Annotated in this window: 16 protein-coding genes, 1 tRNA gene and 1 riboswitch; of the genes, 9 read left to right on the top strand and 8 right to left on the bottom strand. The window is 68.0% G+C overall.

Annotated features, from left to right (window positions below; translation table 11 throughout):
* Nucleotides 1-48: 48 nt before the first annotated feature.
* The 3 genes from KIT86_RS16505 to KIT86_RS16495 all read right to left on the bottom strand — a co-directional run bounded on the left by KIT86_RS16505 (nt 49) and on the right by KIT86_RS16495 (nt 2,481).
* Nucleotides 49-672: a DUF6806 family protein gene (locus KIT86_RS16505; protein ID WP_297400302.1), complete on the bottom strand. Its 624-nt coding sequence runs from the start codon at nt 670-672 to the stop codon at nt 49-51.
* A gap of 41 nt (nt 673-713) precedes the next feature.
* Nucleotides 714-806, bottom strand: a tRNA-Leu gene (locus tag KIT86_RS16500).
* 118 nt (nt 807-924) lie between these two features.
* Nucleotides 925-2,481, bottom strand: coding sequence for a methyl-accepting chemotaxis protein (locus KIT86_RS16495; protein WP_297400300.1), 1,557 nt, complete (start codon nt 2,479-2,481; stop codon nt 925-927).
* A 307-nt stretch (nt 2,482-2,788) separates the two neighbouring features.
* Here KIT86_RS16495 and KIT86_RS16490 point away from each other — a divergent pair, with 307 nt between their 5' ends.
* From KIT86_RS16490 to KIT86_RS16455, 8 genes are read left to right on the top strand one after another with little or no spacing between them, the layout of a single operon-like run.
* Nucleotides 2,789-3,100, top strand: coding sequence for a flagellar hook-basal body complex protein FliE (locus tag KIT86_RS16490; RefSeq protein ID WP_297400298.1), 312 nt, complete (start codon nt 2,789-2,791; stop codon nt 3,098-3,100).
* A 5-nt stretch (nt 3,101-3,105) separates the two neighbouring features.
* The gene (locus KIT86_RS16485) at nt 3,106-3,987 is read left to right on the top strand and encodes a FliM/FliN family flagellar motor C-terminal domain-containing protein (RefSeq protein WP_297400296.1); all 882 of its coding nucleotides are present in this window, start codon (nt 3,106-3,108) and stop codon (nt 3,985-3,987) included.
* Between the two features lie 6 nt (nt 3,988-3,993).
* Nucleotides 3,994-4,383, top strand: a complete 390-nt coding sequence (locus KIT86_RS16480) for a FliM/FliN family flagellar motor switch protein (RefSeq protein ID WP_297400294.1) — start codon at nt 3,994-3,996, stop codon at nt 4,381-4,383.
* Nucleotides 4,380-5,174, top strand: a complete 795-nt coding sequence (fliP, locus tag KIT86_RS16475) for a flagellar type III secretion system pore protein FliP (protein WP_297400292.1) — start codon at nt 4,380-4,382, stop codon at nt 5,172-5,174. The genes KIT86_RS16480 and fliP overlap by 4 nt, the downstream gene beginning before the upstream one ends.
* Nucleotides 5,175-5,186: 12 nt before the next feature.
* On the top strand, nt 5,187-5,456 hold the full coding sequence (gene fliQ, locus KIT86_RS16470; protein ID WP_291112544.1) for a flagellar biosynthesis protein FliQ: 270 nt from the start codon (nt 5,187-5,189) through the stop codon (nt 5,454-5,456).
* A gap of 10 nt (nt 5,457-5,466) precedes the next feature.
* Nucleotides 5,467-6,240, top strand: a complete 774-nt coding sequence (fliR, locus tag KIT86_RS16465; protein WP_297400290.1) for a flagellar biosynthetic protein FliR — start codon at nt 5,467-5,469, stop codon at nt 6,238-6,240.
* 3 nt (nt 6,241-6,243) lie between these two features.
* Nucleotides 6,244-7,368 carry a flagellar biosynthesis protein FlhB gene (locus tag KIT86_RS16460; protein ID WP_297400288.1) on the top strand — a complete coding sequence of 375 codons (1,125 nt, stop codon included), beginning with the start codon at nt 6,244-6,246 and terminating at the stop codon, nt 7,366-7,368.
* 13 nt (nt 7,369-7,381) lie between these two features.
* Nucleotides 7,382-9,469, top strand: coding sequence for a flagellar biosynthesis protein FlhA (locus KIT86_RS16455; RefSeq protein ID WP_297400287.1), 2,088 nt, complete (start codon nt 7,382-7,384; stop codon nt 9,467-9,469).
* A gap of 7 nt (nt 9,470-9,476) precedes the next feature.
* Here KIT86_RS16455 and KIT86_RS16450 read toward each other — a convergent pair whose 3' ends face one another.
* The 3 genes from KIT86_RS16450 to KIT86_RS16440 form a co-directional block, all read right to left on the bottom strand.
* Complete coding sequence (locus KIT86_RS16450; protein ID WP_297400285.1) at nt 9,477-10,439, bottom strand: flagellar hook-length control protein FliK; 963 nt, start codon at nt 10,437-10,439, stop codon at nt 9,477-9,479.
* A gap of 121 nt (nt 10,440-10,560) precedes the next feature.
* Nucleotides 10,561-11,445 carry a flagellin gene (locus KIT86_RS16445; protein WP_297400283.1) on the bottom strand — a complete coding sequence of 295 codons (885 nt, stop codon included), beginning with the start codon at nt 11,443-11,445 and terminating at the stop codon, nt 10,561-10,563.
* Nucleotides 11,446-11,566: 121 nt separating this feature from the next.
* The gene (locus KIT86_RS16440) at nt 11,567-12,103 is read right to left on the bottom strand and encodes an AAA family ATPase (protein ID WP_297400281.1); all 537 of its coding nucleotides are present in this window, start codon (nt 12,101-12,103) and stop codon (nt 11,567-11,569) included.
* Nucleotides 12,104-12,239: 136 nt separating this feature from the next.
* Nucleotides 12,240-12,328: riboswitch (glycine riboswitch) on the top strand.
* 243 nt (nt 12,329-12,571) lie between these two features.
* Here KIT86_RS16440 and KIT86_RS16435 point away from each other — a divergent pair.
* Nucleotides 12,572-14,551: a penicillin-binding protein 1A gene (locus tag KIT86_RS16435; protein ID WP_297400330.1), complete on the top strand. Its 1,980-nt coding sequence runs from the start codon at nt 12,572-12,574 to the stop codon at nt 14,549-14,551.
* Nucleotides 14,552-14,653: 102 nt separating this feature from the next.
* On the opposite strand, the gene KIT86_RS16430 is transcribed toward KIT86_RS16435, so the two are convergent.
* Nucleotides 14,654-15,103, bottom strand: coding sequence for an NYN domain-containing protein (locus KIT86_RS16430; RefSeq protein ID WP_297400279.1), 450 nt, complete (start codon nt 15,101-15,103; stop codon nt 14,654-14,656).
* Between the two features lie 252 nt (nt 15,104-15,355).
* Nucleotides 15,356-16,281, bottom strand: a 926-nt coding sequence (locus tag KIT86_RS16425) for a hypothetical protein (RefSeq protein WP_297400277.1), incomplete at its 5' end; no start/stop codon positions are given.

Below are 16,281 nucleotides of genomic sequence, written 5' to 3'. Positions count from 1 at the left end.
CTCAGGTGCTCGCGCTCGGGAGTCTATTACGTGCCCGTGACCGGGCCGTCAGTGCAGGTGACGCGGCTTGCGCGGACCGCCGTGGCCCGAAGGGCCCCCGTGGCCGCGCGGCGGCTTGCCCAGCTGCATGGAATTCACCAGCGACTCGAAGCGCTGGTTGAACAGCTTGTCGATCGCCCCCACGACCTCGCCCAGCTCGGCCTGATCGAAGTGGCGCTCCATGACGTGAAGCACGTCCTGCACCAGCAGATCGCGCTGCACCTGCATGATGGCCGCGGGCGTGGGGCCCACGAAGCACATCAGGAAGTCGTCGCGCGCCTCCTCGTCGGAAGCACCGTCCTCCTCGTCGTACTCGGCGTCGTAGAACGAGACTTCCAGCGGCGCACCGGCCGAGGCGATGTCGTTCAGGCCCATGCAGGCTTCCTCGATCACCTGGCGGAAATCCTCGTCGCCGGGCACCGTCCAGCAGATCTGCAGCACATGCGCCTCGGCATCGAAACGGATGCCCGGCTCGTCTTCGTAGCTGCTCTCGGCGGCCGCCGCCAGCGAGCGGGCGCCGGCGTAGTGCCACAAGGGCTTGAGCGCATCCTGAATCTGGCCGTAGGCCACATCCTCGCGCAACGGCACGTCGCCGTGCACGTGGATCTCGAAGGGCGCGTTGTATCGGGTCATGGAAACTCACTGTAGCGGCGAAACCGCAAAAATCCTAGGGGTGGTGCCTCGAACCGGGGTCGAACCGGTACGCCCCTTTTCAGGATGGCGGCGGATTTTAAGTCCGCTGTGTCTACCAATTTCACCATCGAGGCCCAGGGGGCCAATTGTGGCAGGTTGAAAAACGACGGCCCCGCCAACGCGGGGCTGGCGGGGCCGTCGAGACCGCGGCGATATCCTGAAAATCGTTACACATCAACCACTTAGCAGAAATCAGACCTTGAATACCGCCACGATCTCCGCCAGCCGGGCGGCCTGGCTCTTGAGGCTGTCGGCGGCGGCGGCGCTTTCTTCGACCAGCGCAGCGTTCTGCTGCGTGACCTGATCGAGCTGGTTCACCGCATCGCTCACCTGGCTGATGCCCTGCGACTGCTCCACACCGGCCGCGCTGATCTCGCTGATCATGTCCGTCACGCGCTTGACCTGCGACACGATGCTCTCCATGTTGCGGCCCGCGTCGTCGGCCAGCCGGGAGCCGGCTTCCACCTTCTCCACGCTCTCGTTGATCAGGAGCTTGATTTCCTTGGCCGCGCCCGCGCTGCGCTGGGCGAGGTTGCGCACCTCGCCGGCCACCACGGCAAAGCCCCGGCCCTGTTCGCCCGCCCGCGCGGCTTCCACCGCCGCGTTCAGCGCCAGGATGTTGGTCTGGAAGGCAATGCCGTCAATCACGCCGATGATGTCGGCGATCTTCCTGGAACTCTCGGTGATGTCCTGCATGGTGCCCACCACCTGGCCCACCACGTCGCCGCCCTGCATGGCCGCCTCGCTGGCCGTCGTGGCCAGCTGGTTGGCCTGGCGGGCGGTCTCCGAGTTCTGGCGCACCGTGGAGGTGAGTTCCTCCATCGAGGCCGCGGTCTGCTCGAGGTTGCTCGCCTGCTCTTCGGTGCGCTGGCTCAGGTCGTTGTTGCCGATCGCGATCTGCGTGCTGCCGGTGGCAATCGACTCGGAGCTGGAGCGCACGTTGCCCACGATGTTGAGCAGGCTGCTGTTCATCGCCTTGAGCGCGCTGAGCAACTGACCGGTTTCGTCGGTGCTGGTGACCTGGATGCGCGAGGTCAGATCGCCGGCGGCCACGGTCTGCGCCACGCGCACGGCCTCGTTGAGCGGCCGTGTGATGGAGCGGGCGATCACCAGGCCCAGCACCATGCCGATGCCCACGGCCGCCACGATCAGCGCCAGCATCATCGTCAGGCTGGTGGCGTAGAGCTCGTCCGTCAGGTCGTTGGCCTTGCTGGCCGCGCCTTCCTTCATGCGCGAGAGCTCGGTGAACAGGTCGTCGACCTTCGTGGACTCGATGCGCGCGTCGTCCAGCGCCTTGGTCAGCGCCTCGCTGCGGGTGGACATCAGCGCGTCCTGCGCGGCCAGGCTCAGGGCGGTGTTCAGGTGCTGGCGGTAGGCGGCCAGCGAGGCTTCGGCCTGGGCGAACATGTCCTTGGCCTTGGGTGAATAGAAGAGAAGCGCGGCCTTGTCCAGCAGCTCGTCGGCGGCGTTGAGGCTCTTCTCCAGGGTCGCCTTGTGCGAAGCGCGCTCTTCCTCGCTGGTGGCCAGCATGAAGTTGGAGCGGGCGCGCCCGGCGTAGACCAGGTTGATGTTGGCTTCCTTGATGTGGGAGAGGCCCATCAACTCCAGGGTGTACATCTTGGTGGCCTCGTCGTTGATCCTCGACATGTTGAAGATGCCGATGCCGCCCACCAGGGCGCAGATGGTGCTGATGACAAGAAAGGCGGCGATCAGGCGAGGGCCGACCTTCAAAGACTGGATGAAGTTCACTGTTTTCTCAGGGTTGATGGCCAGAGTCGGCCGTTGGATGCAGCACCGTCAGCGCTGATATTCGGAAGTTGATTCGCCAACTATCGGCGTGTGGGCGGGCGTCTTGAGGAAAGAAATCGACGTTGTCCGCCGCGCGCAAGCGGTGCATACCTTCCGCCTCATTCCCGGCCCACCACGCGCCACCCCTGGCGCGCCGGGAGGCTCCAACACCGGGTTTTCGGCCTGTTGGCCTGGGTCGTCCGCGCCCTCGCACCGGGATACTTTGCCCACCTCAAGCCCTCACGACGTCGCGCCCATGAACAGCTCCATGCTTTTGAACATCCAGAGCAGCCTTGCGCAGATCAAGGCCGGCGAGTCCCACATCGCCCAGGCCATGCCGCTGGGCGGGGACCCGGGCGCGCGCTCGTTCACCGACCACATCGGCGGCCTGATCCGCTCGGTGGACGACAAGGGCCACGAGGCGCAGGCCATGGTGAGCGCGGTGGAGACGGGCCAGAGCGACAACCTCGTGGGCGCCATGCTCAAGAGCCAGGAGGCCTCGCTCAACTTCCAGATGATGATGCAGGTGCGCAACAAGGTCGTCTCCGGCCTGGACGACCTCATCAAGCTGCCGATCTGAGCCGCATGCCTGCGACCACAAAGATCATCGGGCCTGCCCGCGGGGCGCTCATGACGGTGATCGACACCTGCGAGCTCGGCCGCCCCGTGCACGTGCTCGACCGCTTCTGCGAGATCCTGCGCGCCGACCTGGCCGTGGCCGTGGACAGCCTCTTTGCCACGCGCACCGGGCCAGGCTTCCAGCTCGGGCGCATCGAGCACTCGCGCCGGGTCCATCCGCACCGGCCGCTGCGCTGGTTCCTGTTCCACACGGGCGCGGGCCGGCTGGGCTTCTCGATCGACCGACCGGCCGCCCTCGCGCTGCTCTCGCGCCGCCTGGGCATGAACAACGCCAGCCAGCTGGAGCAGGAAACGCTCCAGCGCTCGGAGACCGCCACCGAGCAGCGCCTGGCCGCGCAAGTGGGCCAGCGCCTCGTGCAATGCCTGTGCGCGCGCCTGCTCTGCGGCCTGCAGGACCGCCCCACCGACACCGCGGCCGCCGTGCCCGACACCGAACGCCACGGCTTTGGCAGCCCCACCGATGCCCAGGCCCTGTTCCTCGGCTGCGACCTGCTCGACGCGCAAGGCCAGGCGCTGGGGCGCTTGAACTGGGTGCTGGAAGACGGCGCCCTGGAGGCGCTGCTGCGCGCCCTGGCCCCGCCACGGCGCAAACCCGCGAAAAAGCCGATCGACCCGACCACCCTGCGCCGGCAATTGCCCATGCGGCTCGATGTGAGGCTGCTGGAGAAGCCGCTGTCGCTGGGCGATGTGATGGCGCTGCGGCCCGGCAGCGTGCTGCCGGTTGACCTCGGCCTGGCCACCGTGCGCATCCAGGACAGCCCGGTGTTCAAGGCCAGCGTCGTCGAGCACGGCGGCAAGCTCTGTCTCACCTCCCTCCAAGAAGTCTGAACCGCCATGGAAAACCTCACCGCGCCCAGCCCAGCCGACACCACCGGCGGCATCGACGAACTGCTGACCTACATGGACGCCCCGGCCGAGCCAGCCGAGGCACAAGCGGTGGCCTTCGAGGCCCCCGCCGCCGCACGGCTGGGCATGGGCAGCCTCATGCGCAAGATCCCGGTCACCCTCACGCTGGAGCTGGGCTCGACCCGGGTCTCCCTGGAAGACCTGGCGCACCTGAGCACCGACAGCGTGGTCGAACTCGACGCGCTGGCCGGCGAGCCGCTGACCATCAAGGTCAACGGCGTGTCCATCGGCAAGGCCGTGGTGGTGATCTCCGGCGAAAACTACGGCCTCAAAGTGGTCGAGATCTCCGACCTGAACCTGGACAGCCTGGCCGCATGAGGCCAGGCACCTCCCGACCCGGCGCCCTGCTGCTGGGCGCTGCCACGCTGACCGCGCTGCTCGCGCTGGCCAGCACCGACGCGCTGGCCCAGGCCCAGGCGCCGGCGGGAGGCCAGGGGCTGCAGATCTTCAGCAGCAACACCAGCGGCGGCACCACCGACTACACGGTGCGCACGCAGATCCTGATCATCATGACGCTGCTGGGACTGCTCCCGGCCATGATGCTCATGATGACCAGCTTCACCCGCTTCGTCATCGTGCTCTCGCTGCTGCGCCAGGCGCTGGGCCTGCAGCAAGGCCTGCCCAACCGCATCATCACCGGCATCGCGCTCATCCTCACCCTGCTGGTCATGCGGCCGGTGGGCGAGCGCATCTGGACCGACGCCCTGCAGCCCTACGACGAGGGCAAGATCACCCTGGCCCAGGCGCTGAAACACGCCGAGGCGCCGCTCTCGCGCTTCATGCTGGCGCAGACCAGCAAACCCGCGCTCGAACAGATCGCCACGCTGGCAGGCGCCCCGGCCGTCACCGATCCCGCGCAGCACCCCTTCACCGTCAAGCTTGCCGCCTTCGTCCTGAGCGAACTCAAGACCGCTTTCATGATCGGGTGCATGCTGTTCATCCCCTTCCTGGTCATCGACCTGGTGGTCTCCTCGGTGCTGATGGCCATGGGCATGATGATGCTCTCGCCCCTGGTGATCTCCCTGCCCCTGAAGCTGCTGCTGTTCGTGCTCGTCGACGGCTGGACGCTGACGGTCAACACGCTGGTGACCAGCGTGCGCGCCATCTGAACGGCCCTCGCCATGACGCCCGAGATCGCCGTCGAACTGGTCGCCGAATGCCTCAAGCTGGTGGTGGTGCTGGTCACCCTGCTCATCGGGCCCAGCCTGGTCGTGGGCGTGGTGGTGAGCCTGTTCCAGGCCGCCACGCAGATCAACGAACAGACGCTGAGCTTCCTGCCCCGCCTCATCGTGACGCTGCTGGCCATCATCTTCATGGGCCAGTGGCTGGCGAGCAAGCTCATGGACTACTGCATCGCCATCTTCGAACGCGCCGCGCAGCTGGCGATCTGACGTGAGCCCCATGGAGCCGGTCTTCGGGCAACTGCTGGCCACGCTGCTGGCGATGTGGTGGCCCTTCGTGCGGCTGCTGGCCATGCTCTCGTTCATGCCGGTGGTGGGCGAGAACATGGTGCCCGTCACCGTGCGCGTGCTGCTGGCGCTGGCGCTGGCCGTGGTGCTGCTGCCGGTGGCGCAGCCCCCGATGCCGATCACGCCCTTCTCGATGCTCGGCATCCTCACCACCATCGAGCAGGTGGTCATCGGCCTGATCATCGGCCTGTCGTTCCAGCTCATCATGGCCGTCTTCACCCTGCTGGGCTTCATGGCCTCGTCGCAGATGGGCCTGTCCATGGCGGTCATGAACGACCCCATGAGCGGCGTGTCCTCCGACGTCGTCTCCACCCTGCTCTACGTCATGAGCATCCTGGTCTTCTTCGCCGTCGAAGGCCACCTCGTCTTCAACGGCGTGATGGGATCGAGCTTCAAGTCGTGGCCCGTGGGCGGCGGCATCCCGCAGGTGGCGCTGGACATGCTGCCGCTGCAGGTGGCCTGGGTCTTCTCGGCCGCCCTGCTGCTGGCGCTGCCCGTGGTGTTCTCGGCGCTGGTGGTGCAGATCGGCTTTGGCCTGCTCAACCGCATCGCACCGGCCTTCAACCTGTTCTCGCTGGGCTTCTCGCTGATCATCGTCTTCGGCCTGTTCATGCTCTCCGGCCTGGTGCGCTACATCCCCGAGCAGTACGTGCGCCTGACCTCGCGCGTGCTGCACATGCTCGAGCAGATGATGGGGGCGAGGTAAGCCATGGCCGAGCAGGACACCGGGGAAAAGACCGAAGACGCCAGCGCGCAGAAACTGCGCAAGGCGCGCGAGAAGGGCCAGGTCGCCCGCTCCAAAGACGTGGCCACCGCCGTGGGCCTGGTCTGCAGCCTGCAGCTCATCGTCATCATGGCGCCCTCCTACCTCGAAGACTTCAGGCACCTCTTCGGCCTGGGCTTCGTGATGCTCGACGGCGAGGCCGCACTGGACAACATGTGGTCCAACGCCTTCAAGCCGGCGATCCTGCTGGTGGGCAAGATGGTGCTGCCCCTGGCCCTGATCCCCATCATCGTGGCCGCGTTCACGCTCTTTCCCAGCGGCTGGGTGCTCAGCACCGACCAGTTCATGCCCAAGCTGGAGCGCCTGAACCCGCTGAGCTACTTCAGCCGCATCACCAAACCCAAGCACCTGATCGACTGGGCCACCACCGCCGCCAAGGCGGCCTGCCTGGGCGCGGTGCTCTGGCACACCGCGAGCGCCACGCGCCCGGCCTTCCTGCGGCTGCAGGGCCTGCCGCTGCACGAAGCGCTGGCGCAGGCCATGGGGCTGGCCATCACCGGCATCTTCACCCTGTGCAGCGTGTTCGTGGTCTTCGCGCTGATCGACCTGCCGCTGCAGCGCTTCGTCTTCCTGCGCGAACAGCGCATGAGCAAGCGCGACCTGAAGGAAGAACACAAGACCAGCGAGGGCCGGCCCGAGGTGCGCCAGCGCATCCGCCAGCTGCAGCAGCAGATCGCCAAGCGCAGCGTGCGCAAGATCGTGCCCACCGCCGACGTGGTGATCGTCAACCCCACCCACTACGCGGTGGCGCTCAAGTACGACACCCAGAAAGCCGAAGCGCCCTATGTGATCGCCAAGGGCGTGGACGAGCTCGCGCTCTACATCCGCGCCCTGGCCACCGAGCACCAGGTGGAGGTGCTGGAGCTGCCGCCGCTGGCGCGCGCCATCTACAACACCAGCCAGGTCAAACAGCAGATACCGGCCGCGCTGTACCAGGCCGTCGCGCTCGTGCTGCGCTACGTCCTGCAGCTGCGCGCCTACCGCGAGGGCGGCCGCAAGGCCCAGCCCGCGCTCCCCGCCGACCTCCACGTGCCCGCCCACCTGACCTGACCCGAAGCCCGCCATGAACGTCCTCAAGTCACTCTGGTCCGACCTGCAGCGCATGCGCTACGCCGCGCCCCTCTTCCTGCTGGCGATGCTGACGATGGTGATCCTGCCATTGCCGCCGCTGCTGCTGGACGTGCTCTTCACGTTCAACATCGTGCTCTCGCTGATCGTGATCCTGGTCGCGGTCAACAGCCGCCGGCCGCTGGACTTCTCCATCTTCCCCACCGTCATCCTGGGCGCCACGCTGCTGCGCCTGATGCTCAACGTGGCCTCGACGCGGGTGGTGCTGCTCAACGGCCACGAAGGCACGGACGCGGCCGGCCAGGTCGTCGAGGCCTTCGGCCACGTGGTCATCGGCGGCAACTTCGTCGTCGGCCTGGTGGTGTTCGTGATCCTGATGATCATCAACTTCCTGGTGGTCACCAAAGGCGCCGAGCGCATCTCGGAAGTGTCGGCGCGCTTCACGCTCGACGCCCTGCCCGGCAAGCAGATGGCCATCGACGCCGACCTCAACGCCGGCCTCATCAACCAGGAAGGCGCGCAGGCGCGCCGCAAGGAAGTGGCCGGCGAAGCCGACTTCTACGGCGCCATGGACGGCGCCTCCAAGTTCGTCAAGGGCGATGCCATCGCCGGCATCCTGATCCTGCTGATCAACCTCATCGGCGGCGTGCTCATCGGCAGCTTCATGCACGACCTCTCGCTGGGCGAGTCGTTCAAGCTGTACGCGCTGCTGACCATCGGCGACGGCCTGGTCGCGCAGATCCCGGCGCTGCTGCTCTCCGCCGCAGCCGCCATCATCGTCACGCGCGCCAGCGAGTCGGGCGACATCGAGAAGCAGATCACCGGCCAGCTGCTGGCCTCGCCGGGCGTGCTCTACGGCGCGGCCGGCCTGATGGCCCTGCTCGGCGCGATCCCGGGCATGCCCACCTTCATCTTCTTCGCCTTCGCCGGCGTGCTCGGCTACGTGGCCTGGCGCATGGGCGCGCGCGCGGCGGTGGCGCCGCCGGACCCGGCGGTCCAGGTGCAGGTGGCCCTGCTCACCGAGAGCCAGCCCGAGATCGACTGGAAGAGCCTGCCGGTGGTCGAGCCCATGGCCGTGTCGGTGGGCTACAAGCTCGTGGGCCTGATCGACCCCGGGCAAGGCGCCGTGCTCGCCAAACGCCTCAAGGGCGTGCGCCAGACCCTGAGCGAAGGCATGGGCGTGGTGCTGCCCTCCATTGGCGCGCGCGACGACCTCGGCCTCAAGCCCAACTTCTACACGGTGCTCATGCACGGCACGGTGCTGGCGCAGGCCGAGGTGTTCGCCGACCGCCTCATGGCCATCCCCGGCCCGCAGGTGTACGGCGACATCGACGGCATCCCCGGCGCCGACCCGTCCTTCCGCATGCCGGTGATCTGGATCGAGCCGGTGCACAAGGCGCACGCCCTGGGCATGGGCTACCAGGTGGTGGACGTGCCCACCGTGATCGCCACGCACGTCACCAAGCTCATGCGCGAGAACCTGGGCGAGCTGTTCCAGCACGACGACGTCAACGCGCTGATGGAGCGGCTGGCCTCGCTCGCCCCCAAGCTCGCGGCGGCGGTGGACAAAGCCTTCACCCACAGCATGCTGCTCAAGGTGTTCCGCGCGCTGCTGGCCGAAAACGTCTCCCTCAAGGACATCGTGCCCGTGGCCACCACCTTGCTGGACAACGTGGAACAGACCAAGGACCCGCTGCTGCTGGCCGCCGAAGTGCGCTGCACGCTGCGCCGCCAGATCGTCGGCGCGCTGTGCGGCCAGACTGGCGAAATCAAGGCCTTCAACATGGGCGGCGAACTGGAAAACCTGCTCCTGGGCGCGCTCAACCAGGCGCGCAGCGCCGGCAAGGTGGCGCTGGACAACTTCCCCATCGACCCCAACCTGCTCAACCAGCTGCAGTCGCACATGCCCATCGCGCGCGAGCAGATGAAGCAGATGGCGGCCACGCCGCTGCTGCTGGTGATGCCCCAGGTGCGGCCCCTGCTGGCGCGCTACGCCCGGCTGTTCGCGCCCGGCCTGCATGTGCTGTCCTACAACGAGGTGCCCGAGCAGCGCGAGGTTGCCATCGTCGGCTCGCTCGGCTGAACGGTGCTCAGGCCGGCGCGTCCGGCGGCACCGGCCAGTGCCGCGTCACGCCGCTGACCACCTCGGCCAGCGCGTGCAGCAACAGCGACGACGCGGGGTCGGGCCGGTAGTTCAGGCCACCGGCAGGCAAAGGCGCCAGGGGCGTGCCCAGCTGCACCTTCACCAGCGGCGCGCCCAGGCGGCCCAGGGCCGCGGCCAACGCCGGCATCGCCTCGCGCAGCAAGGGCAGCACCTGGGCCTGCCGGGGCACCAGCGCCAGGGCCAGGCCGCCGCGCACCCACATCAGCTGCACCGTGATCGGGCCCGCGTGCGGCAGGGTCAGGGCCACCTCCAGCCCGCCAGAGCCCTCCTCCCGTGGCCGCGGCTTGCGGCGCTCCCACAGCGGCGCGGCCGCCACCCGCAGCGCCACGCTCATGCCGCCCCAGGCGTACAGGTGAAAGCTCCAGTGCTGGGCTTCGCCCGGTTCGGGCGGCGGCGCACCCGGCGCCATGTGCGGGCCGGGCAGCACCAGCGGCGCACGCTCCAGCAAAGCCAGCCCTTGCAGGCCCACGTCCATGTGGCGGGATGTGAGGATCACGCGCCACGCAGCGGCCAGCTCGGCAGCCGAAGGCAGCTTCCACTGGTACGCCTTCAGCGCCGCCTGGTCCAGGCGCATCGCGGGCAGTTCGTCGGGCGAAGCGGGCGCGCCCGGCGCGCCGGGGCGCGGTGCGATGAACTCCAGTTCGAGCGAAGGCTCCGTCGCCAGCACGCGCATCCACACGGTGTCGCCCACCGAAAGCCCCTGGGCCCAGGCGGCCTGCGGGGGCAGTCGCAGCGTGGCGCCGCGATCGCGCCGCAGCGTCACGCCATGCTCGTCCCGCCCTTCGTAGCGCAGGGCGATGTGCTCCCCCACGGCCGGCCGCGGCGCCCCCTCGCGGGCAGGCTGGCGCTGCGGCGCGAGGCTCGCGGCGGTGACGCGTTCGATGTTCATGGAGGCCTCCGTCCACCCACCCAGGCTCAGGCGCCCTGCGCGTGAAATAAAAAAAAGCCAGCCGAGTCACCGGCTGGCTGGGTCGTCTCGGGCCGCCGCCGGGGCGGCCGAAGTCGCCGCTTTACTGCATCAGCGACATGACCAGCTGCGACATGCTCGACGACTGCTTGAGCATCGAGGTGCTGGCCTGCATCAGCATCTGGTTCTTGGTCATGTTGGCCGTTTCAGCGGCGTAGTCCACGTCCATGATGCGGCCCTTGGAGGCGTCGGTCTGGGTGCGCTGGTTGCCCAGGTTGTTGTAGACGCTTTCCAGGCGGTTGGACGAAGCACCCAGCTGGGCGCGCACGGCACCGATGGAGTCGAGCACGTCGGCCAGGTCGTCGATGGCGGTGTTGGCCGCGGCGGCGGTGGCGATTTCGGTGCCGGGGGTGCCAGCGGTCACGCCGGCGGTGTACGAAGCCACCACAGCGTCGAGGTCGGTGCCCAGGTCGCCCAGGGCGGTGGTCACGTCCACGTCCATCGTTTCAGCGGTCGTCGCGCCGATCTGGAACGTCACGGCGGCCGCGCCGAGCTTGCCTGCCGTGCCGTCCTTGCTGAACAGCGCTTCACCGGCGAACGAGCTGTTCGTCATGATGTTGCCGAGTTCTTCGCCGAGCTGGTCGAACTCCGACTGCAGCGCGTCGCGGTCTTCCTGGGTGGCCGAACCGTTGGCTGCTTCCGTGGCGAGGTCCTTCATGCGGGTGACGATGTTCGTCATTTCCTTGAACGCGCCTTCGGCCGTCTGCATCATCGAGATGCCGTTCTGCGTGTTGCGCATCGCCACGGCCATGCCGCGCGACTGGGCGTTCATGCGGGTGGCGATCTGCAGGCCGGCGGCATCGTCCATGGCGGAGTTGATGCGGAAACCCGTGCCCAGGCGGGACATGGAGGTCGTCAGGGTCTTCTGCGTGGCGCCCAGGGCGTTCTGGGTGCTCAGCGAAGCGTAGTTGGTGTGCAGGCTCAACATGGTGGGTACTCCTTGATCGGTCGGGGCGCCGGATATCGACGACCTCACCCCTACAGAGCGACCTGGCGCAGCGCCGGCTTAAATGCGGACGACAAATTATTTTTGGGCCATCGCGCGACGCTCAGGCCTTCAGAAGAAACAGGCCGCTTTCAACGGCGCCCACCACGGCAGCCAATGTGCGTTCTGGCGACAGGCCCCGCACGTCCAGTGCATGCTTGCTCAGCACCCCAAGAGACGACAACTGGTGATGCAGGGATGCGATGACCTTCGCGTCGGTCAGCGTGTCGCCGCCGCGAGCCTGGCAGCGTGCGATGGCGCTTTCGACGTCGATCTGAAGCACGATGTAGTGAACGCGCACCGAAAGACCCGTGAAGGCGTCCAGAAACCATGGTCCCACGACGCCGTCCACGATCACAAAGTAGCCGCCCTGCGCATAGCCCTGCGCCGCCTGGGCCAGCACCTTCACGACCGTGTCATTTTGTTGGTGCGCCGCGTCCAGAAAGGGAGGGATCGCTCCGTGCTTGATGAAGTGCCAGAAGTCGTCGCAATGAAGATGCACCTTGGGTGAGCCTGACGCTGCTGCCAGCGCCTTGGATGTGGTCGTTTTTCCTGCGCCCGGCGTGCCGGTGAGGATGAGGATTTCATTCGCCTGATTCATAGAAGACTGGACTTTCGTATGGCCTCGTCGCCCGGGGCAGAAGACCGCTCGGGGACCAGCCCTTCTGGGCCGGGCAAGATCGGCGCCTGGGTGGAGGCCTCAGCGGTGGCCCTGCGGCGAGGTCGTCCATAATCGGCCCTTCTCTGCGGGAGAGTGGGGCCACCAGCCCCCACCGAAGGCGCAAGCTCCCATCATCGCTCAGGTACACAGGACCGCAGGAGAACATCGCCGACTGGAGAGAGGCCCGCCGCACGGTCTGCGTGCATGGGTCCACCGAAGGGGCAGGCCGCGTCTGGCGGCCGAAACTCTCAGGTAAAAGGACAGGGGGAGAGGCGCCACCGGGCACGCGTTCCAGCGTGGCCGCCCTACTCGGGACCCTCTCCTGTGTCACACCCTCATCGCGATCGCGCCGCCACCTTGCGCGCCCTTTCCTCTCCCACCCCGAAACCGCACCGCGTGAGGCGCACCATGCTCGGTGCCGTGCTCGGTGCGGCCATCGGCGCAAGCCTCGGTGGCGCCTACCTGCTGCACACCCTTTGGCAGCAATTGCCTTCGGTCAACCATCTCGCCGACCACGACCCCAAGCTGCCGCTGCGCATCTACGCGCGCGATGGCACGCTGCTCGCTGAATATGGGCAGGAGCGCCGTGAGCTGGTGGCGCTCGAGCGCATCCCGCTCGTGCTGCGGCAGGCGCTGCTGGCCATCGAGGATGCCAACTTCTATGAGCACGGCGCGGTGGACGTGGGCGGCCTGTTGCGCGCGGCGCTCAGCAACCTGCGCGCCGGTGGGCGCACCCAGGGCGGCAGCACCATCACGATGCAGGTCGCCCGCGTCTTTTTTCTCAGCCGCGAGAAGACCTATGCGCGCAAGCTCACGGAGGTCCTGCTGGCCTACAGGCTGGAGTCGGTCTACAGCAAGGACAAATTGCTGGAGCTGTACATGAACCAGGTCTACCTCGGCGAGCGCGCCTATGGCTTCGCGGCAGCGGCCTCGGTCTATTTCGACAAGACGCTGGACCAGATCACCGTGGCCGAAGCAGCCATGCTGGCCGGGCTGCCCAAAGCCCCCTCGGCCTACAACCCGGTGGTCAACCCGGAGCGGGCCACGCAGCGCCAGCGCCACATTCTTGAGCGCATGCACGCATTGGGCCATCTGGATGCACGGCAGTTGCAGGCCGCGCTGGCCGAAACGCTCAGGCTGCGCGTCCACCGCAGCGGACTGCGCACCGACGCCGCCTTTGCCGTGGAGCAGGCGCGCCAGAGGGTGGTGGACCGCTTTGGCGAGGATGCCTACTCGCTCGGGCTCGATGTCACCACCACCATCGACGTGGCCACCCAGCGCGCGGCCACGCGCGAACTGCGCGCAGGCCTTGTGGCGGCGCAGGCGGGGCACGGCGGCGGTGGGCGCAAGGGTCGCGCGCCTTTGCCCGGCATGGAAGGCGCCCTGGTGTCGATGGATGTCCACACCGGCGAGATTCTCGCGCTCACCGGCGGCTTCGACTTCGCCCTCAACCAGTTCGACCATGCGGTGCAGGCGCAGCGCCAACCCGGCTCCACCTTCAAGCCCTTCGTGTTCTCGGCTGCGCTGGAGAAGGGCTACTTCCCCGGCACCCTGGTCGACGACACGCCGCGCGTGGTCACGCCCGCCGCCCGTGGGCGAAAGGCCTGGAGCCCGCGCAACTATGGCAACCAGTACGAGGGCTTCATCGACGCAAGGCGCGGCCTGGTGCGCTCAAAGAACCTGGTGGCGGTGAACCTGATGGAAGCGGCCGGCGTCGAGCACGTGAGCCAATTCGCGGCGCGCTTTGGCTTCGCGCCCGCCAACAATCCGGCCGGGCTGCCCCTGGCGCTGGGCGCGGGCACGGCCACACCGCTGCAACTCACGCAGGCCTATGCGGTGTTCGCCAACGGCGGGCACTGGGTGCAGCCACGGCTGATCGAGAGAGTCGGCGAGCGCCATGGCCGGGTGTTGTATGAAGCCACGGCCGAGCGCACACGGGTGATCCCGGCACGCAATGCCCTCGTGATGGACAGCCTCCTGCGCGACGTGGTGCGCCACGGGACCGGGCGGCGCGCCCTGGCCCTGGCTCGCGACGACGTGGCCGGCAAGACGGGCACGTCCAACGACGCACGCGATGCCTGGTTCGCCGGTTATGCGGGCGGCGTCGCTTCGGTGGTGTGGATGGGCTACGACCAGCCGCGCAGCCTGGGCAGACGGGCCACCGGGGGCTCCTTGGCCTTGCCGGTCTGGACGGCGTTCATGAAGGTCGCCGTGGCCGAGCGGCCCGTGGTGCGGCCGACCCTGCCCGAAGGTCTGGCGATGCATGCGCAAGACCTTGTGTACGCCGAATACCTGGCGGGCGCTTGTGTGGACAACCGGTCACCGTTCGTGCGGCCAACCTTTCCCTGTGCGCCCACGATCGCACCCCACCATGACGCCCTTGAGTAGGCCCAGAACCGATTTGCCCACCGGCACTCGGTCCGAGCTCGCCTGGCGCCCCCCACCGGCGGCGTTGGCGGGCGGCCGTTCGATGGCGCGAGGAAGCCGCGTTCAACGCCCCATGGACTCGGTGTAGATGAAGCGGCTGCACGCCGCCACGAACGCCCTGGGGGTCTGGCGCGCGCCGAAGCCGTACACCCGCAAGCCCTCGCGGCGGATGCAATAGGCCAGCGGCGTGAGATCGCTGTCCGACGACGCCAGGCACACACCGTCGTACTGGCCCGTGTTCGCCAATGCCATGGCCTCCAGGCAGAGCAGGATGTCAGCGGCGTTCTTGCCCTTGGCGTACGGAAAGAGTTGCACCGGCTCGATCGCGTTGTGCAGCAGCACGTTCTTGAAGCGGTGCATGGCCGGCCGCGACCAGTCGGCGTAGGCGCGCTTCACGAGGAGCGCGCCGTAGCAGGCGGCACGCAGCAGGATCGGTGGGACGAGGTGGTGCGAAACGTTTTCGGCGTCGAACAAAACGACGAGTTTCTGTTGCTTGTGCTGCAGTCGCGGCATGCGGTGCCTTCCCTGTTCGTTGAGGAACAGCCGCCGCCACGTGACGGAATGGCGGCGGCCCGAACGGGGTGAGAACCGTGAATCCCCTTGCGAAGAAACGGCAGGTCTTACGACCTCCCATTCGAGCCGCCAAAAGCGAGCAGGAATGATGAAGGCCGCTGTCCTAGCGGTGTACAGCGGCCTTCTGGCCGCAAAGGGATTCCGGGTTCTCACGCCCGACCCACCTTTTTCGTGAGCGGGAAAGACTGTACCTCAACTCGCCTGGAAGCCGCCGCTGCCCATCAGCGCCATGACCCGTGCGCGGTTCACGCCCGCCAGGGCCGGCGCCACGTCGGCATAGGTCTCGAAGCGCATGGATTGAGTGCGCGCCAGGAAGGCCTGGGCCGCGCGCTCCACCGATTCGGCCGGGATCTCGGCCGACGCGGCACGCGTCTGGGCCGAGGCCAGCGCCAGGGCGCCGGCGACCTGGGCCTGCGTGAGGCCCACGCGGTCCAGCGCGTGGATCACGCGCTGCAAGGCACCGCGGATGTCCTGCGGCTCCACGGGTGCCTGCTCGTAGAGGGACGAAGGCAGGGCCGGCGCTTCGGTGTGGGTGCGCACGCGCTGCGGCACGCCATCGGCGAACCGGTGCCCCTCGCCTTTGATGGTGATGCGGTCCTGCACCTTGTCCCAGGTGGCCTGGGGTGCGTTGAACACGGGTTCGCCCCGCTCGTCGGCGTGCACGCGCACGTCGGCCGTGGCCAGGGCGTGGTCGAGCCGGCGCAGGTTGCGGCTCACGCCTTGTTCGGGGTCGATGGTGACTGTGAGCGGGCCCGCCAGGTTGGACGGCAGGCCGATGCTGAGCACTTCGCGCGCGCCTTGCGAGAGGGCCGCCGCGTCGATGCCGCGGATGCGGAAAGCCTGCCGCGCCGCACCGTGGCCCTGGTACTGCAGCTGCGCGTCGATGGCGGCGGCGGTAGCCTGGGTGCGTTGGCCCCACAGGGCCTTGAGGCTTTGGCGGGCCGAGGCGAGCTCTGGCTCTCGCTGCGGGGCCGAGGCCGGGTCGGCGAGGTTTTCGCTGTAGCCGGACTTGAGGGTGTGCAGTTGCGCCGAGAGCTGGCCGAGGTAGGCCTTGGACATCTGGGCCGCAGCCACCTGCCCGTGGCGTTCGCCGTCCCACGGGCTGAAGGCGGACGCGC

The organism is Hydrogenophaga sp. (assembly GCF_026125825.1).
Lineage (GTDB): Bacteria > Pseudomonadota > Gammaproteobacteria > Burkholderiales > Burkholderiaceae_C > Hydrogenophaga.
The sequence above is the reverse complement of the archived record's forward strand: the minus strand, read 5'-3'. Positions and strand labels throughout refer to the sequence as shown.

Bases quoted from the DNA above. Each gene is read 5' to 3' on its own strand.
- KIT86_RS16505 (WP_297400302.1), bottom strand. From the start codon at position 672: ATGACCCGATACAACGCGCCCTTCGAGATCCACGTGCACGGCGACGTG.
- KIT86_RS16490 (WP_297400298.1), top strand. From the start codon at position 2,789: ATGCTTTTGAACATCCAGAGCAGCCTTGCGCAGATCAAGGCCGGCGAG.
- KIT86_RS16485 (WP_297400296.1), top strand. From the start codon at position 3,106: ATGCCTGCGACCACAAAGATCATCGGGCCTGCCCGCGGGGCGCTCATG.
- KIT86_RS16480 (WP_297400294.1), top strand. From the start codon at position 3,994: ATGGAAAACCTCACCGCGCCCAGCCCAGCCGACACCACCGGCGGCATC.
- fliP (WP_297400292.1), top strand. From the start codon at position 4,380: ATGAGGCCAGGCACCTCCCGACCCGGCGCCCTGCTGCTGGGCGCTGCC.
- fliQ (WP_291112544.1), top strand. From the start codon at position 5,187: ATGACGCCCGAGATCGCCGTCGAACTGGTCGCCGAATGCCTCAAGCTG.
- fliR (WP_297400290.1), top strand. From the start codon at position 5,467: ATGGAGCCGGTCTTCGGGCAACTGCTGGCCACGCTGCTGGCGATGTGG.
- KIT86_RS16460 (WP_297400288.1), top strand. From the start codon at position 6,244: ATGGCCGAGCAGGACACCGGGGAAAAGACCGAAGACGCCAGCGCGCAG.
- KIT86_RS16455 (WP_297400287.1), top strand. From the start codon at position 7,382: ATGAACGTCCTCAAGTCACTCTGGTCCGACCTGCAGCGCATGCGCTAC.
- KIT86_RS16450 (WP_297400285.1), bottom strand. From the start codon at position 10,439: ATGAACATCGAACGCGTCACCGCCGCGAGCCTCGCGCCGCAGCGCCAG.
- KIT86_RS16445 (WP_297400283.1), bottom strand. From the start codon at position 11,445: ATGTTGAGCCTGCACACCAACTACGCTTCGCTGAGCACCCAGAACGCC.
- KIT86_RS16440 (WP_297400281.1), bottom strand. From the start codon at position 12,103: ATGAATCAGGCGAATGAAATCCTCATCCTCACCGGCACGCCGGGCGCA.
- KIT86_RS16435 (WP_297400330.1), top strand. From the start codon at position 12,572: ATGCTCGGTGCCGTGCTCGGTGCGGCCATCGGCGCAAGCCTCGGTGGC.
- KIT86_RS16430 (WP_297400279.1), bottom strand. From the start codon at position 15,103: ATGCCGCGACTGCAGCACAAGCAACAGAAACTCGTCGTTTTGTTCGAC.